Origin of the sequence: Actinocorallia herbida (assembly GCF_003751225.1) — a bacterium.
GTDB lineage: Bacteria > Actinomycetota > Actinomycetes > Streptosporangiales > Streptosporangiaceae > Actinocorallia > Actinocorallia herbida.
On the sequence record NZ_RJKE01000001.1, the window covers coordinates 4,371,705 to 4,395,200 of the forward strand.

Annotated in this window: 24 protein-coding genes; 19 read left to right on the forward strand and 5 right to left on the reverse strand. The window is 71.8% G+C overall.

Annotated elements, in window-relative coordinates; translation table 11 throughout:
• Positions 1–42 precede the first annotated feature (42 nt).
• Genes EDD29_RS20200 through EDD29_RS20220 form a run of 5 tightly spaced genes read left to right on the forward strand, consistent with a single transcriptional unit; the run spans position 43 to position 5,252 of the window.
• The gene (locus EDD29_RS20200; RefSeq protein ID WP_123665911.1) at positions 43–1,062 is read left to right on the forward strand and encodes a LacI family DNA-binding transcriptional regulator; all 1,020 of its coding nucleotides are present in this window, start codon (positions 43–45) and stop codon (positions 1,060–1,062) included.
• Complete coding sequence (locus tag EDD29_RS20205) at positions 1,059–1,787, forward strand: (Fe-S)-binding protein (protein WP_123665912.1); 729 nt, start codon at positions 1,059–1,061, stop codon at positions 1,785–1,787. The genes EDD29_RS20200 and EDD29_RS20205 overlap by 4 nt, the downstream gene beginning before the upstream one ends.
• Positions 1,784–3,232 carry a lactate utilization protein B gene (locus tag EDD29_RS20210; RefSeq protein ID WP_246052874.1) on the forward strand — a complete coding sequence of 483 codons (1,449 nt, stop codon included), beginning with the start codon at positions 1,784–1,786 and terminating at the stop codon, positions 3,230–3,232. The genes EDD29_RS20205 and EDD29_RS20210 overlap by 4 nt, the downstream gene beginning before the upstream one ends.
• Positions 3,229–3,822 carry a LutC/YkgG family protein gene (locus EDD29_RS20215; protein ID WP_123665913.1) on the forward strand — a complete coding sequence of 198 codons (594 nt, stop codon included), beginning with the start codon at positions 3,229–3,231 and terminating at the stop codon, positions 3,820–3,822. Before EDD29_RS20210 ends, EDD29_RS20215 begins: the two co-directional genes overlap by 4 nt.
• Positions 3,819–5,252, forward strand: coding sequence for a rhamnulokinase (locus tag EDD29_RS20220; RefSeq protein WP_123665914.1), 1,434 nt, complete (start codon positions 3,819–3,821; stop codon positions 5,250–5,252). The genes EDD29_RS20215 and EDD29_RS20220 overlap by 4 nt, the downstream gene beginning before the upstream one ends.
• 10 nt (positions 5,253–5,262) lie before the next feature.
• Here EDD29_RS20220 and EDD29_RS20225 read toward each other — a convergent pair whose 3' ends face one another.
• Both EDD29_RS20225 and EDD29_RS20230 read right to left on the reverse strand, forming a co-directional pair.
• Positions 5,263–5,784 carry an OmpA family protein gene (locus EDD29_RS20225; protein ID WP_123665915.1) on the reverse strand — a complete coding sequence of 174 codons (522 nt, stop codon included), beginning with the start codon at positions 5,782–5,784 and terminating at the stop codon, positions 5,263–5,265.
• Positions 5,781–6,314 carry a hypothetical protein gene (locus tag EDD29_RS20230; protein ID WP_148086028.1) on the reverse strand — a complete coding sequence of 178 codons (534 nt, stop codon included), beginning with the start codon at positions 6,312–6,314 and terminating at the stop codon, positions 5,781–5,783. Before EDD29_RS20230 ends, EDD29_RS20225 begins: the two co-directional genes overlap by 4 nt.
• Before the next feature lie 151 nt (positions 6,315–6,465).
• Here EDD29_RS20230 and EDD29_RS20235 point away from each other — a divergent pair, with 151 nt between their 5' ends.
• The 4 genes from EDD29_RS20235 (at position 6,466) to EDD29_RS20250 (ending at position 10,813) form a co-directional block, all read left to right on the forward strand.
• A complete protein-coding gene (locus EDD29_RS20235) occupies positions 6,466–7,863 on the forward strand; it encodes a sulfatase family protein (protein WP_123665917.1) in 1,398 nt (465 codons plus the stop codon).
• 113 nt (positions 7,864–7,976) lie between these two features.
• Positions 7,977–9,401 carry a basic amino acid/polyamine antiporter gene (locus EDD29_RS20240; protein ID WP_246052877.1) on the forward strand — a complete coding sequence of 475 codons (1,425 nt, stop codon included), beginning with the start codon at positions 7,977–7,979 and terminating at the stop codon, positions 9,399–9,401.
• A gap of 41 nt (positions 9,402–9,442) precedes the next feature.
• Entirely contained in the window at positions 9,443–10,045 is a 603-nt protein-coding gene (locus EDD29_RS20245; RefSeq protein WP_123665918.1) for a sulfite oxidase-like oxidoreductase, read from the forward strand.
• 261 nt (positions 10,046–10,306) lie between these two features.
• Positions 10,307–10,813, forward strand: coding sequence for a hypothetical protein (locus EDD29_RS20250; protein WP_123665919.1), 507 nt, complete (start codon positions 10,307–10,309; stop codon positions 10,811–10,813).
• 134 nt (positions 10,814–10,947) lie between these two features.
• Here the strand turns inward: EDD29_RS20250 and EDD29_RS20255 are convergent, their stop codons facing one another.
• From EDD29_RS20255 to EDD29_RS20265, 3 genes are read right to left on the reverse strand one after another with little or no spacing between them, the layout of a single operon-like run.
• A complete protein-coding gene (locus EDD29_RS20255; protein ID WP_123665920.1) occupies positions 10,948–11,970 on the reverse strand; it encodes an NADP-dependent oxidoreductase in 1,023 nt (340 codons plus the stop codon).
• 24 nt (positions 11,971–11,994) lie between these two features.
• Positions 11,995–13,020 (reverse strand): hemolysin family protein, encoded by a 1,026-nt coding sequence (locus tag EDD29_RS20260; protein WP_211359807.1) that lies wholly within the window; start codon positions 13,018–13,020, stop codon positions 11,995–11,997.
• Positions 13,017–14,438, reverse strand: coding sequence for a hemolysin family protein (locus EDD29_RS20265; RefSeq protein WP_123665921.1), 1,422 nt, complete (start codon positions 14,436–14,438; stop codon positions 13,017–13,019). Before EDD29_RS20265 ends, EDD29_RS20260 begins: the two co-directional genes overlap by 4 nt.
• A 395-nt stretch (positions 14,439–14,833) precedes the next feature.
• Between EDD29_RS20265 and EDD29_RS20270 the strand changes: the two genes are divergently transcribed.
• The 10 genes from EDD29_RS20270 to EDD29_RS47735 all read left to right on the forward strand — a co-directional run bounded on the left by EDD29_RS20270 (position 14,834) and on the right by EDD29_RS47735 (position 23,495).
• Complete coding sequence (locus tag EDD29_RS20270) at positions 14,834–15,553, forward strand: FadR/GntR family transcriptional regulator (RefSeq protein ID WP_170201480.1); 720 nt, start codon at positions 14,834–14,836, stop codon at positions 15,551–15,553.
• A gap of 107 nt (positions 15,554–15,660) precedes the next feature.
• Positions 15,661–16,161 carry an FAS1-like dehydratase domain-containing protein gene (locus EDD29_RS20275; RefSeq protein WP_123665923.1) on the forward strand — a complete coding sequence of 167 codons (501 nt, stop codon included), beginning with the start codon at positions 15,661–15,663 and terminating at the stop codon, positions 16,159–16,161.
• A complete protein-coding gene (locus EDD29_RS20280; RefSeq protein ID WP_246052878.1) occupies positions 16,158–16,616 on the forward strand; it encodes a MaoC/PaaZ C-terminal domain-containing protein in 459 nt (152 codons plus the stop codon). The genes EDD29_RS20275 and EDD29_RS20280 overlap by 4 nt, the downstream gene beginning before the upstream one ends.
• Before the next feature lie 103 nt (positions 16,617–16,719).
• Positions 16,720–17,271 carry a MaoC family dehydratase gene (locus tag EDD29_RS20285; RefSeq protein WP_123665924.1) on the forward strand — a complete coding sequence of 184 codons (552 nt, stop codon included), beginning with the start codon at positions 16,720–16,722 and terminating at the stop codon, positions 17,269–17,271.
• A complete protein-coding gene (locus EDD29_RS20290) occupies positions 17,268–18,296 on the forward strand; it encodes an LLM class flavin-dependent oxidoreductase (protein ID WP_123665925.1) in 1,029 nt (342 codons plus the stop codon). The genes EDD29_RS20285 and EDD29_RS20290 overlap by 4 nt, the downstream gene beginning before the upstream one ends.
• Positions 18,293–19,492 (forward strand): CaiB/BaiF CoA transferase family protein, encoded by a 1,200-nt coding sequence (locus tag EDD29_RS20295; protein WP_123665926.1) that lies wholly within the window; start codon positions 18,293–18,295, stop codon positions 19,490–19,492. Before EDD29_RS20290 ends, EDD29_RS20295 begins: the two co-directional genes overlap by 4 nt.
• Complete coding sequence (locus EDD29_RS20300) at positions 19,489–20,829, forward strand: MmgE/PrpD family protein (protein ID WP_123665927.1); 1,341 nt, start codon at positions 19,489–19,491, stop codon at positions 20,827–20,829. The genes EDD29_RS20295 and EDD29_RS20300 overlap by 4 nt, the downstream gene beginning before the upstream one ends.
• Positions 20,819–21,910, forward strand: a complete 1,092-nt coding sequence (locus tag EDD29_RS20305) for a RidA family protein (protein ID WP_123665928.1) — start codon at positions 20,819–20,821, stop codon at positions 21,908–21,910. Before EDD29_RS20300 ends, EDD29_RS20305 begins: the two co-directional genes overlap by 11 nt.
• Positions 21,907–23,049, forward strand: coding sequence for an acetyl-CoA acetyltransferase (locus tag EDD29_RS20310; protein ID WP_123665929.1), 1,143 nt, complete (start codon positions 21,907–21,909; stop codon positions 23,047–23,049). The genes EDD29_RS20305 and EDD29_RS20310 overlap by 4 nt, the downstream gene beginning before the upstream one ends.
• Positions 23,046–23,495, forward strand: a complete 450-nt coding sequence (locus EDD29_RS47735; RefSeq protein WP_281280909.1) for a Zn-ribbon domain-containing OB-fold protein — start codon at positions 23,046–23,048, stop codon at positions 23,493–23,495. The genes EDD29_RS20310 and EDD29_RS47735 overlap by 4 nt, the downstream gene beginning before the upstream one ends.
• The last annotated feature ends 1 nt before the right edge of the window (position 23,496 follow it).

Consider the following 23,496-nt stretch of genomic DNA (forward strand, 5'->3'; position numbering starts at 1 on the left):
GATGCTTTCTGCCCACGAACCCCCCGATCTACGAGGAGCCCCATGGCGACGTCACCGCCCGGCCCGGGGACCGTCGGCATCAAGCAGGTCGCGAAGGCCGCCGGCGTCTCCCCCGGAACCGTCTCCAACGTGCTCAACCGGCCCGAAAGGGTCGCCACGGCCACCCGGGAACGGGTCGAAGAGGCCATCCGGGCGCTCGGTTTCGTCCGCAACGGATCGGCCTCCAGCCTCCGCGCGGGCCAGGGCCGCCTGATCGGGCTGATGGTCCACGACCTCGCCAACCCGTTCTTCACCAGCCTCGCGCGCGGCGTCGAGGACCTGATGAGCGAGCGGGGCCACGCCGTCATCCTGTGCAGCTCCGCCACCTCGCCCGACCGCGAGCACCGCAACCTGCGGATGCTCGCCGAGCAGGGCGTGCGGGGCGTGCTGGTCACCCCCGTCGACAGCGGCGGCCCCGACCGGCTCGACCTGCTCTACGAACGGCACATCGCCGCCGTCATGCTCGACCACGCCGCCACCCGGCCGCAGCAGTGCTCGGTCACCGTCGACGACGTGGCGGGCGGCCAGATGGCCGTCACCCACCTGCTGGAGACCGGCGCCCGCGACATCGCCTACGTCTCGGGGCCGATGTCCCTGAGGCAGTGCGCCGACCGGCGCTCCGGCGCCCAGAAGGCCGTGGAGCTCGCCGGGCACGGCTCGATCCGGGACGTGACCGTCGCGGACATGACCCCGGCGTCCGGGCAGGAGGCCGCGGACCACCTGCTGGCCGAGCTGCCCGACGCCATCTTCTGCGCCAACGACCTGCTGGCCATGGGCGTCCTGCGAACTTTGCTCCGGCAGGGCGTCCGCGTGCCCGAGCGCGTGCTCGTCATCGGGTACGACGACATCGAGTACGCCACGGCGTCCTCGGTCCAGCTCAGCTCGGTGCGCCAGCCGACCTACCGACTCGGCAGGATCGCCGCCGAACTGCTGCTGGACGAGTGCGACGACCCCGAGGGGCACGCGCACCAGCAGATCCTCTTCCAACCCGAGCTCGTCGTGCGGGAGTCGACAAGACCGTGAAGATCGCCCTATTCGCCACCTGCGTGAACGACACGCTCTTCCCCGGAACCGGCAAGGCCGTGGTCCGGATCCTGGAGCGGCTCGGCCACGAGGTGGTCTTCCCCGAGGCGCAGACCTGCTGCGGGCAGATGCACCTCAACACCGGCTACCCCGAGCAGGCGCTGCCGCTCGTCAGATCGTTCACCGACACGTTCGAGGAGTACGACGCGATCGTCGCGCCGTCCGGCTCGTGCGCGGCCATGGTGCGCGACTGGCACGGCAAGACCGCGGCCCGGCAAGGCGACCACCGCCTCGCCGAGCGCGCCTTCGCGCTGACGCCCCGCGTCCACGAGCTCGCGGAACTGCTCGTCGACGTCCTGGGCGTCACCGACGTCGGCGCCGTCTTCCCGCACCGGGTCACCTACCATCCGACCTGCCACGGCCTGCGCATGCTGAAGCTCGGCGACAAGCCCCTCCAGCTCCTGCGCGAGGTGCGGGGCATCGACCTGGTGGACCTGCCCGACGCGACCGAGTGCTGCGGCTTCGGCGGCACCTTCGCGCTGAAGAACGCGGACGTGTCGGCCGCGATGTGCGCCGACAAGACCGCCGCCGTGAAGCAGACCCGCGCCGAGGTGCTGTGCGCCGTCGACAACTCGTGCCTGATGCACATCGGCGGCACCCTGTCCCGGCAGCGCAGCGGGGTGCGGGTCATGCACCTCGCCGAGATCCTTGCGAGCGACCGATGAGCGACATCGCCAAGGACGCCACCGCGTCACGGATGCCGACCTACGTCGGGATGCCCGCGTTCCCCAAGGCCGCCCACGAGGCGGTCGCCGACACCAGGCTGCGCCGCAACCTCGCGCACGCCACCGGCACGATCCGCGAGCGCCGCGCCGCCGCCGTCGCCGAACTGGACGACTGGGCCGAGCTGCGCGACGCGGGCAAGCGCATCAAGGACCACACCCTGGAGTACCTCGGCCACTACCTCCGGATGCTGGAGGGGAAGGTCACCGAGGCCGGGGGCGTGGTGCACTGGGCGCGCGACGCCGAGGAGGCCAACGCGATCGTCGCGCGGCTCATCAAGGAGACCGGCGAGACCGAGGTCGTCAAGGTCAAGTCGATGGCCACGCAGGAGATCGGGCTCAACGAGGCGCTGGCCGAGCACGGCATCACCGCGCTGGAGACCGACCTCGCCGAACTCATCGTGCAGCTCGCCGACGACCGGCCGTCGCACATCCTCGTCCCGGCGATCCACAAGAACCGGGCCGAGATCCGTGACCTGTTCAGCCACCGGATGCCGTCGGCGCCCGAGGGCCTGACCGACGAGCCCGCCGACCTCGCCGAGGCGGCCCGCCGCCACCTGCGCGCGAAGTTCCTGTCGGCGAAGGTCGCCGTCTCGGGGGCGAACTTCGCGATCGCCGACACCGGGACCATCCTCGTGGTGGAGTCCGAGGGCAACGGGCGGATGTGCCTGACTTTGCCGGAGACGCTGATCACCGTCATGGGCATCGAGAAGCTGCTGCCGAGCGCCCGGGACCTCGAGGTGTTCCTCCAGCTCCTGCCGCGCTCCTCGACGGCGGAGCGGATGAACCCCTACACGTCGGCGTGGACGGGTGTCACGCCCGGCGACGGGCCGCAGAACTTCCACCTCGTCCTGCTGGACAACGGGCGCACCGACGTCCGCGACGAGGAGGTCGGCCGCCAGGCGCTGCGCTGCATCCGCTGCTCGGCCTGCCTGAACGTCTGCCCGGTCTACGCGCGCGCGGGCGGCCACGCCTACGGCTCGCCCTACCCGGGCCCGATCGGCGCGATCCTTTCGCCGCAGATCCGGGGCATCGGCTCGAAGGTCGACGCCTCGCTGCCGTTCGCGTCGTCGCTGTGCGGCGCCTGCTACGAGGTGTGCCCGGTCGCCATCGACATCCCCGAGGTGCTGGTGCACCTGCGGGCGAAAGCGGCCAAGAAGCTTCCGGAGAAGACCGTCATGAAGGTGGCGGCGTGGGGGCTGCGCTCCCCCGCCCGGCTCGCGCTCGGCCAGACCCTCGCGGGCAGGGCCCGGTCGCTCGCGCCGCACCTGCGCTTCCCGCGCGCGTGGGCCGACACCCGCGACCTGCCGCCCATCCCCAAGGAGTCGTTCCGCGCCTGGTGGAAGCGCACCCATGGCGACTCCGCAGACCGGAAGGACGCCTCATGAGCGCGCGCGACGCCATCCTCGGCCGCCTCGGCGCGCCCGAGGGCGACCCGGACGCCGAGTACCTGCTGCTGCACCGGGGCTACCTGGAACGGCACCACGGCGACGGGCTCGTCGAGCTGTTCGCCGAGCGGGTCGCGCACTACCGAGCGATCGTGCACCGGGTGACCGAGGCCGAGCTGCCGGGAGCCCTCGCCGCGGCGTTGCGGCTCGGCGCGTACGTGGTGCCCGAGGGCGTCCCGGCCGCCTGGACCGGCTCGATCGAGCCGTCCCGGCGCCTCGGCCCGGACGCCGACCTGGAACGGGTCTCCGGCACCATCACCGGCTGCGCCGTCGGCATCGCCGAGACCGGCACGATCGTGCTGGACCACGGCGCCGCGCAAGGGCGGCGGGCGCTCACCCTCGTGCCCGACCACCACCTCGTCGTCGTGCGGGCCGACCAGGTCGCCGCCGACCTCCCCGACGGACTCGGCCGGCTGGACATCACCCGGCCGCTCACCTTCATCTCGGGCCCCTCCGCGACCAGCGACATCGAACTGTCGCGCGTGGAGGGCGTCCACGGCCCCCGCACCCTGGAGGTTTTCCTCGTATGACCGCACGCATCGCCGCCGTGGATCTTGGCGCGACCAGTGGGCGCGTCATCACCGCGCGGGTCGGTGACGGCCTGCTCGATCTGACCGAGGTCCACCGGTTCCCGAACCGGCCCGTCGAGGTCTCCGGAACGCTCCACTGGGACATCCTCGGGCTCTACCGGGACGTCCTCGACGGGCTCGCGCAGGCCGGGACCGGCATCTCCTCCGTCGGCATCGACAGCTGGGCCGTCGACTACGGGCTGCTCGACGCCTCCGGGGCGCTGCTCGGCAACCCCGTGCACTACCGGGACGACCGGACCGAGGCGGTCATCGACGACGTCCACGCCAAGATCTCGCCCGAGCGCCTGTACGCGGTCAACGGCCTCCAGTTCCTGCCGTTCAACACGCTGTACCAGCTCGCCGCCGAGCGCCTGCTGGACCGGGCCGAGACCATGCTGCTCATCCCGGACCTCCTCGCCTACTGGCTGACCGGCGAGCGCGGGGCGGAGGCCACCAATGCGTCCACGACGGGCCTGTACGACGCGAGCACGGGCGCGTGGTCGGCCGAGGTCGTCGGGGCCCTCGGGATCCCCGCGGGCCTCCTGCCGGAGCTGAGGCAGCCGGGGAGCCCCTCCGGGCTCCTGAAGGCCGCCACCGGGCTGCCCGGGGTGCCGCTGACGGCCGTCGCCTCCCACGACACCGCCTCCGCGGTCGCGGCGGTGCCCGCGACCGACGCGAACTTCGCCTACATCTCCTGCGGCACCTGGTCCCTGGCCGGGGTGGAGCTGCCCGCGCCGATCCGCACCGAGGCGAGCCGCACGGCGAACTTCACCAACGAGGCGGGCGTCGACGGGACCGTCCGGTACCTGCGCAACGTCATGGGCATGTGGCTGGTCTCGGAGTCCATGCGGGTGTGGGGCATGCCGTCGTCCGAGCTGCCCGCCCTGCTGGCGGCCGCCGCCGAGGTGCCCGGCCCGCGCAGCGTCGTCGACCCCAACGACCCGTCGTTCATGCAGCCCGGCGACATGCCCTCCCGGATCGCCGCGTACTGCTCGCGGACGGGCCAGGCGGTGCCCGGCACCCGGGCCGAGACCGTCCGCTGCATCATGGACAGCCTCGCCCTCGCGCACCGCGCCGTGCTGCGCGAGGCGGCCGCGCTGTCGGGCCGCCGGATCGACGCGGTCCACCTGGTCGGCGGCGGTTCGCGCAACGCACTGCTCTGCCAGCTCACCGCGGACGCCACGGGCCTGCCCGTCATCGCCGGTCCGGCCGAGGCCACGGCGCTCGGCAACATCGGCATGCAGGCGCGCGCGCTCGGCCTGATCCCCGATCTGCCGTCGCTCCGCGCCCTCATCGCCGAGACCCAGCCGCTGGCGCGCTACTTCCCCTCGACCCCCGAGACCCCGTGGCTGGACGCCGCCTCCCGGCTGGAGTCCTTCACCACCGTCTAGGTCCGGGGCCTCAGGGGGTGAAGGTGATCTCCACGCGGCGGTTCTCGGCGCGGCCGCTCGGGTTGTCCCGGCCGCCGATCTGGTTGGGCGCCACGGGGTCGGCTTCACCGCGGCCCCGCGCCGTGAGGTTCTCGACGCCGAGCCCGGCGAGTTCGGCCTTGACGGCCTCAGCGCGCTGCCGGGACAGCTTCCGGTTGTAGGCGGGGGCGCCGAGGGAGTCGGTGAAGCCGGCGATCTCGGTCCGCCCGCCCGTCAGCCGGGCGGCGATCCGGGCGAGGTGGGCGGCCGCCTCGGGGGTCAGCGTGGCCGAGTCGAACTCGAACAGCACGTCCGAGCTGATGCGGACGGTGGTGGCGGCACCGCGCTGCTCCTCGTGCTCCAGCGGGATCACCGACTCCTCAAGGAGCAGATCGAGCGCTTCCGGGGTCAGCGTCGTGATCGAGGACTCCGGATTCGGCACGTCCGGCTCGGCGGCGACCGCCGCGCCGGGCAGGAGCAGCAGGCACAGGGCCGCGGCGACGGTACGCCTCATCGGGTGACCGGGACGCCGCGGAACGGCGGGAAGCTCGCGAAGTACACGTCGAGGGTCCCGACGTCCCCGGGCGGGGCGGCGAACGTGTAGCTCAGCGTGTTCGGCCGGTCGATGTTGTACGCCTCGTTGCCCGCGCCGAGCATGGCGCCCGCGGAGTCCTTGACCACCAGGTACCGCTTGAGGTTCACCGGGTCGACCAGGGTGACCTCCGGGTAGACGCCGGTGAAGTAGCCGACGGCCAGCACGGACTTCTCGGCGAAGCCCGGGTAGTGCGGCGTCATCGTCAGCGTGAGGTCGGCGAGCCTCCCGCGCGCGGTGAGGCTCACGACGCCGAGCTCGAACTTCCCGCGGGGCCCGTCGAAGGTGGCCTGGGCGAGCACCTTGGCCGGGTCGGCGACCTGCGCGGACTGCGGGGCCTGCGTCGCCGCCGCGGTCTCCGGGCTCCCCGGGCTCTCCTCCGAAGGGCCGGCCGTGCTGCACCCCGCCGACAACGCCAGCACCACCGCGCACACCGGCCACTGAAGTCTCATCATGTGATCTTGGGATGCCCGACGATCTGGATAAGTTCGACCGATTCCCGAGATTCCCGGGCGACTCTTGTTCCTTTCCTATCGGAAAAGTATGCTTTAGGCCCTGACGGCCCGGGCCGAGATCCCGTGCCGCGACGGAGAGGGGTGCCGCTTGGGTGCGGAAGGAAGCCTGGCGAGGCGCGGGTTCCTGGCCGGAGCGGCGGCCGCGATCGCCGCGGCGGGGACGGCGGGCGCGGCGGCCGGGGCCCCACCGGTGCGGCGGGCGGGCGCGCGGCCGAACATCCTGGTGATCGTCACCGACGACCAGCCCAAGCAGCTGGCCTGGGCGCTGCGCAAGACGCGGAAGTGGCTCGGCGGCAGCGGGGTGGAGTTCACCCGCGGGCACGCGACGACCCCGCTGTGCGCGCCGTCCAGAGCCTCCATCTTCTCCGGCCGCTACGCCCATAACCACGGGGTCCGCGACAACTTCCACAAGCTGAACCTCGACCAGAGCACCACCTTCCAGCGCCATCTCGCCGACGCCGGATACCGCAACGGCATGTTCGGCAAGTACCTCAACGAGTGGCGCATAGCCATGCCGCCCGAGCACTTCGAGGACTACGCCCTGCTCAGCCCGGTCGGCTACGTCAACGGCAGGTTCAACCGCAACGGGAAGATCGCCGAGCTGCCCGGGTACACCACGCACCGGATCCGCGACTTCGCGCGCGCCTTCATCCGGAAGGGCGCGACGGACCCTCGGCCCTGGTTCGCCTACGTCGCCCCTTACGGCGCGCACGCCCCCTTCACCCCAGAGGAGAAGTACGAGGACCTCAAGGTGCCGGGGTGGGCGGGCCGCCCGTCCGTCACGGAGAAGGACAAGAGCGACAAGCCTCCTTACCTCCGGGAGGCGCACGCGTCGCTGTCCCGGGGCCGGACCATCCGCCGCGGCCAGCTGCGCACCCTCCGGTCCGTGGACGACGCCGTCGGGGCGCTCCACGACGAGCTCAAGGCCACCGGGCAGCTCGACAACACCCTCGTCATCTTCATCGGCGACAACGGCTACCTGTGGGCCGACCACGGCTGGACGAGGAAGTCGGTGCCCTACCGCCCCGCTTACGAGGTCCCCTTCCTCCTGTCGTGGCCCGCCGGCGGCCTCGCCTCCGGCACCAAGGACGGCAGGCTCGTCGCCAACATCGACATCTCCGCGACCGTCCTGGACGCCGCGGGGATCGAGCCGACCACTCCGCAGGACGGCCACTCGCTCCTCGGCCGGGCCTCGCGCGACCACCTGCTCATCGAGTTCTGGCGGCAGGGCGGCGACGACCGGCCGCCGAACTCCTGGGCCGCCCACGTGAGCAGGACCGGGCAGTACACCGAGTACTACGCCCTGCGCACCGACGCCGCGGGAGACGAGGTCGGCACCGGCAAGGTGCTCTTCCGCGAGTACTACGACCTGAAACGCGACCCGTACCAGCTCGTCAACAAGCTGCACCGCGCCACCCGGGCGCAGGAGCGCGCCTGGGGCATCCCCGCCCTCGCCGCCCGCCTCAAAGCCGACCGCGCCGCCTGACGGGTCCGCTCCCCGGGCGTCATGGCCCGGCCATGATCGCGGCGGCTCGGGGCAAACCCGGCGTGTCCTCCCCCGCCACGGGAAAGGCCCCCGTAGACGGGACGGGAGGTGCCGTGGCGGCGGAGCACGAGCGCACGATGGCGCTGCCCGCGCTGACGGCCATGGTCATCGGCTCGATGGTCGGCGCGGGCGTGTTCTCGCTGCCCGGCAACTTCGGGCAGGCGACGGGGGTCGTCGGGGCGGTCATCGCCTGGGCCATCGCGGGCGCGGGCATGCTCATGCTCGCGTTCGTGTTCCAGATCCTCGCGGTGCGGCGACCCGACCTGAACGCGGGCGTGTACGCCTACGCGAAGGCCGGATTCGGCGAGTGGCCCGGGTTCCTCTCGGCCTTCGGGTACTGGGCGAGCGCGTGCGTCGGGAACGTCACCTACTGGGTGCTCATCAAGTCGACGCTCGGGCAGCTGTTCCCCGGCCTCGGGGAGGGCGACACGCTGCTCGCGGTCGTCATCTCGGCGGTCGGCGTATGGGCGTTCGCCTGGCTGATCCTGCGCGGCGTCCAGCAGGCCGCGGCGATCAACAAGATCGTCACCTGGGCCAAGCTCGTGCCGATCCTCGTGTTCGTCGTGGTCGTCCTGGTCTCCCTGGACGCGGGGGTCTTCTCCGGGAACCTGTGGGGCGGCCCGGGTTCGCCGGGGCTGGTCGCGCAGGTCCGCGACACGATGCTGGTGACCGTGTTCGTGTTCCTCGGCATCGAGGGCGCGAGCGTCTACTCGCGGTACTCGCGGCGCCGCCGGGACGTCGGACGGGCGACCGTGCTCGGATTCCTCAGCGTGCTCGCGCTCTTCGCCTCGGTGACGCTGCTGTCTTATGGGATCCTGCCGCGCGGCGAGCTGGCCGACCTGCGGCAGCCGTCGATGGGCGGGGTGCTGAGCGCGGCGGCCGGGTCGTGGGGGTCGGCGTTCATCAGCGTCGGGCTCATCATCTCCGTCCTCGGCGCCTACCTCGCCTGGACGCTCATGGCCGCCGAGGTGCTGTTCGTCGCCGCCGCCGACCGCGACATGCCGACGTTCCTGTCGCGGCAGAACGCCGCCGAGGCCCCGGTGGCGGCGATCGTCCTGTCCAGCGCGCTGACCACCGTCGTCCTCCTCACGACCCTGTTCTCCGACGACGCGTTCACGTTCACCCTCAAGCTGTGCAGCTCGCTGTCGCTCGTGCCCTACCTCCTGGCCGCCGCCTACTCTCTCAAGCTCGCCGTGACCCGGGAGACCTACCGTGACGACCCGGCGCCACGGACCAGGCACCTGCTGATCGCGGGCCTCGCCGTCCTCTACACGGCGTTCCTCATCTGGGCGGCGGGCCTGGACTTCCTCCTGCTCTCCTGCATCATCTACGCGCCGGGCACGATCCTGTTCGCGCTCACCCGCCGCGAGCAGGGCAGACGCGTCTTCAGCGCCCCGGAGGCCGCGCTCTTCCTCCTGATCCTCGCGGGCGCCGCCGTCGGCGTGGTCCTGCTCGCCACCCGCGCGCTCACCATCTGACCCGCCGCGCCACCTCGGGCGGAACGCGGGAGAATCGGCTCATGAACGAACTCTCGCCGGGATTCCACGGACGGCCCAGAACCCCGTCCGGCCCCCGGCTGCCGCCCGGCCAGTACCTCACCACGGGCTTCCCCGTCCTGTCCGCGGGGCCCACCCCCACGGTCACCGAGGCGCGCTGGCGGTTCACGATCGAGACCGAGACGGGCGCGGAGCGGGTCTGGACCTGGGCGGAGATGCTGGCGCTGCCGCAGGAGGACGTGCGCGCCGACATCCACTGCGTCACCCGCTGGTCGAAGTTCGACACCCGGTGGCGCGGCGTCTCCCTCGACGTCCTCCTCGACGGGATCGAGACCGAGGCGGACTACGCGCTCGCCTACTCCTACGGCGGTTACAGCACCAACCTCCCCCTGGCCGACCTCACCGGCGGCAAGGCCTGGCTCGTCCACGCCTACGGAGGCGAACCGCTCGAACCCGAGCACGGCGGCCCGGCCCGGCTGCTCGTCCCGCACCTGTACTTCTGGAAGTCCGCGAAGTGGCTGAAGAGCCTCCGCCTGACGACCCGGCACATCGCGGGCTTCTGGGAGACGGACGGTTACCACGACTACGGCGACCCGTGGCGCGAGCAACGCCTCCAGGGCGACTGAGCCCCGCCCTCCCTCCGTTCCCCGACTTCACCGCCGACGTCGAAGCGGAATCGCCCTTTCCCCTCGGATCCGGCACCTTAATAAGGCGCCGGGCCCGAAACTCTGGATGGGTGTCACATTCCGGACACGCACCATGCAACTCTTCCAATTGACGGCATTCCACGGGTTCTTTACTTTCAATGAAAAGAGACCCGCCGCCGCGCACCCGACATGTGCGGAAATGGGTCTCACTCCCCACCCTGTCAGGAGTAGTGACACCCCATGCGCTTCTCGCGTGCCCTCGCGACCGTCGGTGCCGCCGGCGCCGCCTCCATCGTCCTCGCGGCCCCCGCCCTCGCCGACTGGAACACGCCCACCTCCGGCGCCATCAGCGGCACCTCGCTGACCTCGTCCCTGTGCAGCCCGACCACGGTCGCCGGCAGCATCTCGCCCAACGCGCTCTCGCTGAGCACGGTCAACTTCAGCTGCGCCGGCATCACGATCCCGTCGCCCTGGTCCGGCCCCCTCAGCACGGCCACGCTGGCCGGGTCCGCCGCCAAGGTCACCCTGGGCGTGAGCGTGAACGTCGCCACCCCGTCGTGCACCTACGCGGGGAGCGTCGTCGGCCACCTCTTCAACGTCTCCGGCGGCGTCGAACTGCGGTTCATCAACGCGAGCATCAGCAAGACCTCGGGCGGGTTCCTGTGCCCGAGCCCCTACACGCTGAACCACACGTTCCTGCTGAACCGGACCGCCGGCACGCCCGTCCTCTCGGTCTCCTACCCCTGACCGAACGCGGGAAGGGCGGCACCATGCCGCCCTTCCTTTCCTCCGCGCCCTCCCGGCGACAGATCCGTCCGGGAGGGCGCGATCCCGCACGCTCTCGTGCCAGGCTTTTATATGCCGATCAGTTCTGCACCAATTCAGCGGGAATGGTCGAGGCGGACGATCATCTTGCCGGTGTTGGCGCCTTCCAGGACGCCGAGAAAGGCGTCGAGGGCGCTTTCGATTCCGTCGGTGAAGGTCTCGCGGTGCTTGAGTTCGCCGGAGGCGACCTTCGGGCCCATGTCGCGGTGGAACTCGCCGGCGAGGTCGGCGTGGTCGCCGACGAGGAATCCCTCGATCCTGCCGCGGGTCTGGATCAGCCTGACGAGGTTGTTCGGGCCCGGCGCGGGTTCGGTGTCGTTGTAGCGGGAGATCATGCCGCAGACCGCGATCCTGCCCTTGAGGCGGAGCGCGCCGAGCGCGGCCTCGAGGTGGTCGCCGCCGACGTTGTCGAAGTAGACGTCGATCCCTTCGGGCGCGGCCTTGGCGAGTTGCTCGTCGACCCGGCCCCGCTTGTAGTCGAAGGCCCGGTCGAAGCCCAGGTCGTCGCGCAGCCAGGCGACCTTCTCCGGGCTGCCCGCCGAGCCGACGACGAGTTCCGCGCCCTTGAGCCGCGCGATCTGGCCGACGGTGCTGCCGACGGCCCCGGCCGCGCCGGACACGAAGACCCGGTCGCCGGGCCGAAAGTCCGCGACCCGCATCAGCCCCGCGTAGGCGGTGAGCCCGGTCATCCCCAGGACGCCCAGGTAGGCGCTGAGCGGGACGCCTTCGGTGGGCCGGAGCACGGACGCCTCGCCGGACTCCAGGAGGGCGTACTCGCGCCATCCGAGGCCGTGCCGCACGAGGTCGCCGGGGGCGAACCCCTCGGCCTCGCTCTCCACCACCTCGCCGATCGCGCCGCCCGTCATGGGCTCGTCCAGCCCGTAGGGGGCGGCGTAGGACTTGGCGTCCGACATCCGCCCCCGCATGTAGGGGTCGACCGACAGGAAGCGGTTGCGTACGAGGAGCTGTCCGGGGCCCGGCCCGGGGACCTCGACCTCGGTGAGGGAGAAGTCCTCGGGCACGGGAACGCCGACGGGACGGCGCTGGAGCCGCCATTCGCGGCCAATGAGTGAAGCCATGCCTCTACCCCTACCCCATGGGCGTCATGCCGGGGTCAAGGCCCCTCCCTGTCGGGGGTTGAGGCGGCGCAGCACGTCGGTGATCGTGACGACGCCGGCGACCTCGCCGTCCTCGGTGACCAGCACGAGCTGGTTGGCGGTCTCCCGCATCTGGGTGAGCGCCGCATAGACCGGGGTCCCCCCGTCCATGGCGTACGCCGGGCGGATCAGCTCCTCGATCGGGGCGTCGTCGGGCGAGGCGAGCGTGTCGCGGACATGGACCACGCCCCAGTCGGTGCCGGGCCCCGGCACCAGGATCCGCAGATGGCCGGACCCGCGGCTCACCTCCTGCACCTCGGCGACCGTCGCGGCGCGCTCGACCGACGTCGGCCGGACGCCGCGCTTCACCAGCTCGCCGATCCTCAGGTTCTGGAGGTCGATCGCGCCGGAGAACTGGGACGAGTAGCGCGGGTCGAGCGCCCCGACGTTCGCCGAGTGCTCCACCAGATGGCGCAGCGCGGCCGGGTCCTGGCCCGCGGCGACCTGGTCGGCCGGGTCCACGCCGACCCGGTGCAGGCACCGGTTGGCGAGGTTGTTGAGCCCGGTGAGCAGCGGCCTGGTCAGCCACATGAAGCCGCGCATCGGCAGCGCCAGCAGCGTCGCGGACCTCTCCGGGTGGGCGATCGCCCACGACTTGGGCGCCATCTCGCCGATGACCAGGTGCAGGAACGTCACGATCACCAGGGCGAGGACGAACCCCGCGGCGTCGGCGACCCACAGCGGCGCGCCCCAGTGCTCGAACACGGGGGTGAGCCAGTGGTGCACCGCGGGCTTGGTGATCGCTCCGAGCGCCAGGGTGCAGACGGTGATGCCGAGCTGGGAACCCGCCAGCAGCACCGTGAGTTCCGAGGCGCTGCGCAGCGCCGCCCGCGCCGACCTGCTGGTCTGCGCCTCGTCCTCCAGCCGGTGCCGCTTGGCCGCGATCAGGGCGAACTCGACGGCGACGAAGAACGCGCTCAGGACGATGATCGCGACGGTCACCGCGAGCACGATCCAGGGGTTGCCGGTCACGCGCTCTCGCCTTCCTTCACGTCGAGGTCCTTCAGTTCACGGTCGTCGGGTGCCGGGTCGTCGTGCACGTGGTCCTCGGGCGGGTCGACCTCCAGGCGGATGGACGACGGGACATGGTTGTCGATCTCCAGGACCTCCACGTGCACCCAGCGGGTGGGCGGCTCGTCGGTCATGGCGAGATCGGCGGGGTCGGCGGGCAGCTCGATGTCGAGCTTGACCCCCGCCTCGGGCAGCCCGCCGTGGGCGGCGATGACGAGGCCCGCGATGGTCTCGTAGTCGCCCTCGGGGAGCCGGCTGTCGATGGTCCGCTCGACCTCGTCGATGTGGAAGTCGCCCGGGATGATCCAGGCGTCGCCCGCGACCGTGGCCGAGGCCTCCTCGTCCACGTCGTGCTCGTCGGTGATCTCGCCGACCAGCTCCTCCGACATGTCCTCGAGGGTGAGGATGCCGGCGAAGCCGCCGAACTCGTCGATGGCGCAGGCGAGCTGGGCCTTGTCCGCGGTCATCCGCTCCAGCGCCGCGGGCAGCGGCGTCAGGGTCGCCAGGACCGTCGCGGGGCGCATGATCGACGTGGCGGGCAGGGTGTTGTCGGGGGCGGCGAGCACGTCCTCGAGGTGGACGACGCCGATGACGTGGTCGTCCTCGTCCAGCACCGGGTACCGGGAGTGGCCGGTGCTCATCTGCATCCGGACGTCGGCGATGGTCTCGTCGGTCTCCACGACGTCCACGCGCGAGCGCGGGATCATCGCGTGCTCGACGTCCCGGTGCGGGAAGTCGAGGATCCGGTCGAGCAGGATCGACAGGTCGGGCGGCAGATCGCCGCTGCGCCGGGAGTCCTTGACGATGTGGGCGAGGTCCCGCGCGGTGGCGGAGTGCTCCACGTCGTGCACGGGCTCGATCCGCAGCATCCTCAGCAGCAGGTTGGAGGCCGCGTCGAACACGTGGATCAGCCAGCCGAACGCCTTGAGGTAGACGAGGGTCGACCTGGTCAGCCAGCGCGCGACGGGTTCCGGCCGGGCGATGGCGAGGTTCTTGGGGAACAGCTCGCCGAACACCATCTGCACGAGGGTGGAGAAGGCGAGGGCGAGGACCGTGCCGATGGCGACGCCCGCGCCCGTCGGCACGCCGGTGCCGCCGAGGATGTCGCCGAACGCGCGGCCGATCAGGGGCTCGGCGACATAACCGACGAGCAGGCCCGTCACGGTGATGCCGAGCTGGGCGCCCGAGAGCATGAAGGAGGTGCGGCGGGTGACCTTCAGGGTGCGGCCCGCGGTCTTGTCACCGGCGTCGGCGCGCGCGTGGAGCCGCGAGCGGTCCACGGACATGAAGGCGAATTCCTGGGCCACGAAGTAGCCGGTCAGGGCGGTGATCGCGAGGACCACGGCGACGCCGAGCAGCAGGGAGAGCACTGTGATCATCGGCGGCCCGACCCGGGAGCCGAGAACGCAGGGGTCTTGCGGGGCCTGGAGTGGGGATGGTCGGGGTCCAAGATGGCTCTCTGTGATCGAACGGGATGATGTGTACAACGATCAGGTGGTTCGTCCGGTTCCCACCGGAACGACTTTGATCACTCAGGTCATACCCTGCCACCCGGCTCTCACAAGCAGCGCCCTCCCCTTTCCGCCCCTCACCCCGTTTCCCCCCTCGCCGCGGGTCGGAAAAGGTCAGATTTTTCCGCCCGGAGGCCCGATCGGCGGCCGTGGTGCGTCCCTGCGGCGCGTGCGATGATGGGGCACACGGCCGTGCGCCCGTTCTCGCGGGCCCGCCGTCTTCAACGTCTGACCTTTGCGAACCGGGGCGGAACATGGCGAGAGTGACCGAGGGGGGCGCGGCCCCGTCGCTGCCGGTGACCCGGCTGCGCCCGGCCTACCAGCAGGTGGCCGACCAGCTCCGCGACCTCATCCTCGACGGCTCCCTGGCACCGGGCGACAGGCTGCCGCCGGAGAACGAGATCGGCGGGAACTTCGGCGTCAGCCGCAGCACGGTCCGGGAGGCGCTGCGGGTCCTCACCTCGCAGGGGCTGGTGCGCACCACACGCGGCACGACGGGCGGCACGTTCGTCTGCCGGATCGCCCCGGACCAGATCAGCGACTACCTGGAGGTCGGGCTCGGCCTGATGTCCGGCTCGGACGACCTGCCCTTGGTGGCCATCCTCGAGGCGCGCGAGCTGCTGGAGGTCCCGGCGGCGGCGCTGGCGGCCGAGCGCCGCGAGGAGCGGCACCTGGAGGCGCTGCGCACCGCGATGGACCGGGAGAAGCGCTCCCGCGGCCGCAGCAGCAAGTTCCGCGAGCACCGCGACTTCCACAACGTGGTCATGGACGCGAGCGGCAACGGCCTGCTCACGATGATGACCGAGCCGGTCTTCCACGTGCTGCGCACCAGATTCCTGAAGCCCGAGCAGCCCGAGTTCTGGTCCCTCGTCGACGACGACCACCAGCTGATCATCGACCGGATCGAGGCGGGCGACGGACCGGGCGCCAGCGCGGCGATGCGCACCCACCTCGGCAACATCCGCGGGGCCTACCGGGAGTAGCCGGAGGCTTGACCCGCGCCCGGTCCGCTCCCCTAGACTCCGCGATATGTCTGACGTTGACCGTCGGACGGCTCCCATCGAACCTCATTTCCTGTAGGGGACGAGTCATGAAACTCCTGACCGATGAGGTCCGGGCGCTCGTCGGAAGCAAGCGGGTCTACACCGCGCCGGAGGAGTTCGGCGGCGCGGCCGGCCGGTACTTCGGCCTCGCCATCGGCGACCACAACCCGCTCTACTCCGACCCCGAGTACGCCCGCGCGCAGGGCCTGCGCGGCGTCACCGCGCCGCTCACCCTGATCTGCGAGACCAACCAGTACGCCAACCTGCCGATCCCGGCCGACGGCTACGCCGGGCACGAGTGGGGCATCGAGATCCCCGGCACCCGCAAGGTGCGCGGCGGGAACTCCTACACCTTCCACCGCAGGATCCGCCCGGACGACGTCGTCACCGCCACCTGGGAGATCACCGACGTCACGGGCAAGACGACGAGGTCGGGCGCCGAGATGCTGATCATCTCCTCCAAGGCGACCTACACCGACCGGAACGGCGGCCTCCTCGCGGAGAACGAGGAGACGATCATCTTCGTGGAACTGGAGGGCGGGCAGTGACCGAGGCCGGGAAGTACGCGGTCGGGACCTTTTCGGTGGGAGACACGGTCCCGCCGCTGGAACGCAGGATCGGCCTGGCCGACATGGTCGCCTACGCGGGCGCCACCTGGGACTGGTATCGGCTGCACTACGACCCCGAGTACGTGAAGAAGGCCCAGGTCCCGGGCCCGGTCGTCGACGGGCAGGTGTTCGGGGCGCTCCTGGTGGAGCAGATCCAGGACTGGCTCGGCCCGCAGTCGTTCGTGCACAAGCTGGACTTCACGTTCAAGGCGCTGGTCTTCGCCGAGGAGATCGTCAGGTGCGAGGGGTCGGTGACCGAGGTCGGCGAGGACTACCTGGTGCTGGAGCAGCGCGTGGTCGTCGTCGGGCCGGACGGCGAGGCGGCCAGGGTGGCCGCGGCGCCCGCCCGCGCGCGCGTCCTGCTGGGCACCCCTGACGGCCCCGCGGCGGGCTGACCGGCACCGATCCCGCTCGGGCACTTGATCCCGAATACCTCAGACCTTTATTCTCCGGAGTAAAGGTCTGACTTTTTACGGCCCTGTCCCAGAAGGAGACGCCATGACCGTTCACGAGGCCGGGATCGGCAAGTACTACGAGGACTTCGTCATCGGCGACGTCTACCAGCACCCCTTCGGCCGGACGGTCAACGAGACCGACAACACCTGGTTCACGCTGCTCACGCTGAACACCAATCAGAACCACTTCAACGCCGACTTCGCGGCCCGCGCCCCCTACGGCAAGATCATCGTCAACTCGGGGCTGACCGTCGCCCTGGTCGTCGGCCTGTCGGTGATCGACATGTCACAGAACGCGATGTTCAACCTCGGCTGGACCGACATCAAGCTCCCCCACCCGGTGTTCATCGGCGACACCCTGTACGCCGAGTCGATCGTGCTGGACAAGCGCGAGTCCAAGTCGAGGCCGTACGCCGGGATCCTCACCTGCAAGACCCGCGGCCTGAACCAGGACGGCGACGAGGTCGTCTCCTGGACCCGGTCGGCGATGGTCTACAAGCGCGGCGCCAAGAACGACAAGGGCTACTTCCCGAAGGCCAAGAGCGGCGAGATGACGCTGCCCGCTCCCGCCTCCGGCGACAAGGCCGACGCGTGAGCGAGCTCAAGATCACCTTCGGTCCCTGGGGCGAGACCCTGGCGGAGCTCGTCGCGGCGGGACGGGCGGCCGAGGAGGCCGGCGCGACCACCCTGTGGGTGCCCGAACTGCACCGCAGCGCCACCGTCTCGGCGGCGGCGCTCGCCGCGGGCACCACCCGGGCCCGCGTCGGCACCGCGATCGCGCTCGCGTTCACCCGCAGCCCCATGGTGACCGCCCTGGAGGCGATGGACCTCGACGAGATGTCCGGCGGCAGGTTCGTCCTCGGCCTCGGCACGGGGGTCAAGCGGCTGAACGAGGACTGGCACAACGCCCGGTGGGGCAGGCCCGTGACCCATCTGCGCGAGACCGTCGCGGCGGTCCGGGAGATCGTCGCGCACGCCGCCGACGGGGCGCCGATCGCGCTGGAGGGCGAGCACGAGCCCGTCAGGATCCGCGGCTACCAGCGGCCCTACCCGCAGGCCCGCAAGGAGATCCCGGTGTACGTGGCCGCGATGGGCCCGGCGATGACCAAGCTCGCGGGCGAGATCGGCGACGGCTGGATCTCGCACGAACTGTGCTCCCCCTCCTGGCTGGCCGAGCGCTCCCTTCCCCCGCTGGCCGAGGGCCTGGCCGAGGCGGGCCGGGACCGGGCGTCCCTGGACGTCGTGGTCTCGGCCGCCTGCTCGATCGACGACGACAAGGCGGTGGCACGCGGTAGGGCCGCCGGTACCGCGGGGTTCTACGCCTCGGTACGCACCTACGCGGAGTTCTTCGCCTTCCACGGCCTCGCCGAGGACCAGGAGAAGGTCATCGCGGCATTCCGGGCGGGCGCGGGCGCGGACTTCCTGGCCCCCGCGGTCTCCGACCGGATGACCGACGCCCTTACCCTGACGGGCACACTCGACGAGGTCGCGGAACGGGTCTCGGCCTACGCGGGCCTCGCCGACTCCGTCAAGCTGACCCCGCCGACCCACGGCCTCGACCCCGCCGACATCCGGGCCGCCCAGGCCCGCATCATCGACCTCATCAGGGAGCTGTCGTGAAGCCGCTGGAGGACGTCAGGATCATCTCCCTGGAGCAGTACGGGGCGGGCCCGTTCGGCTCGCTGCACCTGGCGGACCAGGGCGCGGAGATCATCAAGATCGAGGATCCGCGGACCGGCGGGGACGTCGGACGGTACGTGCCGCCGTACGCCGAGGACGAGGACTCGATCTTCTACGAGACCTTCAACCGGAACAAGAAGTCGATCTCGCTGGACATGTCGACGCCCGCGGGCCGCGCGGTGTTCGAGGACCTGGTCCGGGGCGCGGACGCGGTGTACTCCAACCTGCGCGGTGACGTGCCGAAGAAGCTGCGGATCACCTACGACGACCTCAAGCACGTCAACCCGAAGATCGTCTGCTGCTCGCTGACCGGGTTCGGGATGACGGGCCCGCGCGCGGCGCAGCCGGGGTACGACTACATCCTCCAGGGCCTCGCGGGCTGGATGGACCTCACCGGAGAGCCGGACGGGCCGCCCGCCAAGTCCGGCCTCTCCCTGGTCGACTACACCGGCGGGTACGTCGCGGCCCTCTCGCTGCTGACGGCGCTGCACGCGGCCCGGCGCGACGGCGTCGGCATGGACTGCGACGTGTCGCTGTACGACACGGCGGTCTCGATGCTCACCTATCCCGGCACCTGGCACCTGAACGCCGGATTCACCCCGGTCCGGACCCGGCACTCCGCGCACCCGTCGCTGGTACCGTTCCAGGCGTTCGAGGCGGCCGACGGCTGGATCGTCGTCGGATGCGCCAAGCAGAAGTTCTGGGAGCGCCTGACCGTCGTGATCGGCCGTCCCGACCTGGCCGAGGACCCGCGGTTCGCCGCCTTCGCCGACCGGCAGCGCAACGCCGGGATCCTGCTCCCCGAGCTGGAGAAGATCCTCGCGACCCGGACCGTCGCGGAGTGGCTGGCGCCGATGACGGCCGCCGCCATCCCGTGCGGGCCGATCAACGACGTGTCCCAGGCGCTCGCCGAGGAGCACACCCTCGCCCGCGACCTCATCGTGGAGACCGAGCACCCCCGGTACGGCACCCTGAAGAACCTCGCTTCACCCGTCCGGGTCGGAGCGCAGCAGCCCGAGTACGTCAGGGCCCCGCAGCGCGGCGAGCACCAGGACGAGGTGCTGTCCGGGCTCGGCTACTCCGCCGAGCGGATCGCCGCGCTCACCGGCGAGGGCGCGTTCGGGACGCCCGCATGAGCACGATCGCCGAGGAACTCGCCGCCTGGGCGCTCGCGCTGCGGCCGGAGGACGTGCCGGAGCCGGTGCGCGCGGCCGCGCTGCGGCATCTGCTCGACGCGGTCGGAAACGCGTTCGCCGGGGCCCGGGCGGGCGCGGCGGACGCCGCGGTGCGCACGGCCGGGGCGATGGGACCCGGCGACGCGCTCGTGCTCGGCGGGCGCTCCCGCGTCTCCCGGCACGCCGCGGCGCTGGCCAACGGTGTGCTCATCCACGCGCTCGACTTCGACGACACCCACGCGGGCGGCCTCGTGCACGCCTCGGCCCCGGTCGTGCCCGTCGTGCTCGCCGAGGGCGGCGCGGTGTCCGGCGCGGAGGCGGTGACGGCCCTGGTGATCGGGCTGGAGACGATCTGCCGGCTCGGCGCGGCGGCCCCGCACGCCTTCCACGCGGTCGGCCTGCACGCCACCGAGGCGTGCGGCGTCTTCGCCGCGGCCCTCACCGCGGCCCGGCTGCGCGGCCTGACCGTCACGGAGACGGTGCAGGCGCTCGGCGTCGCGGGCAGCCGCGCGGGCGGCCTGCTCGAATTCCTCAACACGGGCAGCTCCACCAAGCAGCTGCACCCCGGTTTCGCCGCCTCCGACGGCCTCACCGCCGCCGCCCTCGCCTCCGCCGGGGCCACCGGCCCGGCCACGGTCTTCGAAGGCGAGTACGGCCTCTACCGCGCGCTCGCCCGGCGCGACGCCGACCGTGCGGCGATCCTCGGCGGGCTCGGCGAGCGCTGGGAGGCGGCCCGGATCACGGTCAAGCCGTATCCGGCGTGCCAGCTCATGCACGCCCAGCTCGACGCGGCCCGCGAGGCGCGCGCGCTCGGCGTGCCGCTCGACCGGGTCGCGGAGATCACCGTGCGGGCCCACCCGGACGCGGCCAAGATCGTGTGCGGTCCGGGCAAGGAGACGCCCAGAACGTCCTACGACGCGAAGTTCAGCCTCCCGTGGAGCGTCGCGGCGATGCTCACCGACGGCGAGGTCACCATCGGCACCTATCGGCGGATCGAGCGGCCGGAACTGCGCGCCCTCGCCGCGAAGGTGCGCACGGAGGTCGTCGACTTCCCCGGCGTCGCCGCAGACCAGCCGGGCCGCGTCCTCGTCCGGCTCGACTCCGGCGAGACCGTCGCGGGCGAGGTCGGCCGCAGCGGCGGCGGGCCCGACGACCCCGCGATCGACGCGCTCGTGCGCGCCAAGGCCCTGGCCAACCTGGGGCCCGGCGGCGAGGCCGTCGTCGACGCGATCCTTTCCCTGGCCGACGCGGCGTCCCCGGCCGCCCTCATCAGCGCATTGGAGAACCATGAGCTCTAGCACCACCCGGCTGTCCGCGGTCTCGGGAGACGTCGCCGCGGCCTACGCCGGCGCGTTCACGGCGCTCGCCGAGGCGGGCCTCGGCCCGTCCGACGTCGTGTACGTCGTGGAGTACGCCACCGGCACGGCGCTCAACGGGTACGCCGAGGTCGAGACCGCCCGGACCGCGGCCCTCGACGGGCAGCTCGTGCCCGTGGCGACCGTGGGCGTGGAGGCGCTGCCCGAGGCCGGCGCGGTCCTCGCGGTGGAGCTGACCGCCTTCCCCGGCGGCGGCACGCTCATCGAGGCGCACCCCGACTCCGGCTTCCACCGGGGCACCGTCCGGATCGCGGACGACATCGTCTACCTGCCGAGCGTCCACCCGCACGACGGCACGGCGATCGTGCACGCCGACGACTTCCGCGAGCAGTACCGGTACACGCTGGAGAAGACCGGCGAGCTGCTGAAGGCCGCAGGGCTGGGTCTGGACGCCCTCGTCCAGACGACGGACTACACGGCGCGCGCGACCCGGTCGCAGTACCCGCGCTGCGGACGGCCGCGCAAGGAACTCCTCGGCGGCACCGGGAGCGACGGCAGGCCGATCCACCCCGGCGCGGCGGGGATCGTCATCGACCAGGCCGTGGTGCCGGGCGCGATGGTCTCCCTCGACGCGATCGCCACGACCGTCCCGTTCCAGGCCGTGAACCCGGGCTGGAAGCGGTACGCGACCCTGACGTACAAGCCGGGCCTGTCCAACGGTCGGACCCTGTTCATGTCGGGGTTCGGCTCCCTGGAGCCCGCCACCCAGAAGGCCATTTTCGAGGACGACCTCCTCGCGCAGGCCGAGTACACGTACGCGAGCATCGCCACCGTGCTCCGTGAGGCCGGACTGGGCGAGGACCTGCCCTACGGCTCCGTGACACGGCTCGTGGAGTACATCACCCCGGACGCGGTCCCGCGGTACCCCGAGGTCGCGGAGATCCGGCGCAAGTACTTCGGCGACACCCCTGCCCTGACGTCGGTGGTGTGCTCGGCGCTGCTGCGGCCGGAGTTCCTCATCGAGGTCGTGCCGACCGCGGTCTTCCCCGGCGGCGAGGCATGACCGTCGCGATCGTCGGGGCCGCCGAGTCCGACCTCGGGGTGACGAACAAGTCGATCCTCACCCTCCAGACGCAGGGCGTCACCCGCGCGCTCGCCGACGCCGGGCTCACCCTCGCCGACGTGGACGGCCTGGCCACTTCGGGCGTCTCCCGGTTCTCCACGCCACAGCTCGCCGAGTACCTCGGCATCGAGCCCGCCTGGTCGGACTCGACGTTCGCGGGCGGCTCCGCCTTCGAGATGTACCTCGCCCGGGCCGCGCAGGCGATCGAGGCGGGGCAGTGCTCGACCGTCGTCATCTCCTACGGCTCCAACCAGCGGTCGGCCCGCTCCCGGTCGCTCGGCGGGGTGCAGGAGTCGCACCTCCCCCAGGCCCAGTTCGAGGACCCGTACGGGCCGCTGTTCCCGCTGTCGTATTACGCGATGGCCGCGCAGCGGTACCTGCACACCTACAAGGGCGGCCGGGAATGGCTGGGCGAAGTGGCCGTCGCCGCTCGGGAGTGGGCCCTTCGCAACCCGAAGGCGTTCCGTTACGAGGCCGGGCCCTTGACCCTCGAAGAGGTGCTCGGAGCCAAGCCGGTGTCTTCTCCCCTCACCGTCGCGGACTGCTGCCTCGTCACCGACGGGGGCGGCGCGGTCGTGCTCACCTCGCTGGAACGGGCCCGGGACCTGCCTCAACCGCCCGTCGTGGTGCTCGGGTACGGCGAGTCGACCACCAACGCGGGCATGATCGCGGCGGACGACCTGCTGCGGCCCGGCTCGTTCGCCTCGGGGCACGCGGCCTTCGCGATGGCCGGACTCGAGCCGTCGGACGTGGACGTGCTCCAGCTCTACGACTCGTTCACCATCACGGTGCTGCTCACCCTCGAAGGGCTCGGGTTCTGCAAGCCGGGCGAGGCCGGCGCGCTCGTCGCCTCCGGCGCGACGCGTCCCGGCGGAGCCCTGCCGACGAACACCTCGGGCGGCGGCCTGTCCTACAACCACCCGGGCATGTTCGGGCTGCTCCTGCTGGTCGAGGCGGTCCGGCAGCTGCGCGGCGAGTGCGGCGACCGGCAGGTGCCCGGCGCCGAGATCGCGCTCGCGCACGGTACCGGCGGCATCTTCTCCACCCACGCCACAGTCCTGCTGGGGGCCGACCGATGAGCGCTCCGGACATCCCCGTCGACGAGATCACCGAGCCCTGGTGGGAGGCCACCCGGCAGCGGCGCCTGACCGTCCAGCACTGCGTCGCGTGCGGGCGCCTCCAGCACTACCCTCGCGCGCTGTGCACCTCCTGCGGCGGCACCGACCTGGACTTCACCGACGTGTCCGGCGACGCGACCGTCGACGCGTACACGATCGTGCACCGCTCCCCCCGGCCCGACCTCGAAGCGCCCTATGTCGTCGCGCGCGTCCGGCTCGCCGAGGGGCCGATCCTGCTGACCAACCTGGAGGGCGCCGAGCCCGGCTCCTGGCGGTGCGACGACCCCGTGCGGGTCGCCTGGCGGGTGCTGCCCGACGGCCGCCATCTGCCCGTGTTCCGCCCCGCCGAGCCCGATCCCGCCGAGCCCGACCCCGCCGGGCCCGTCCCCGCCGAGAACAAGGACTGAC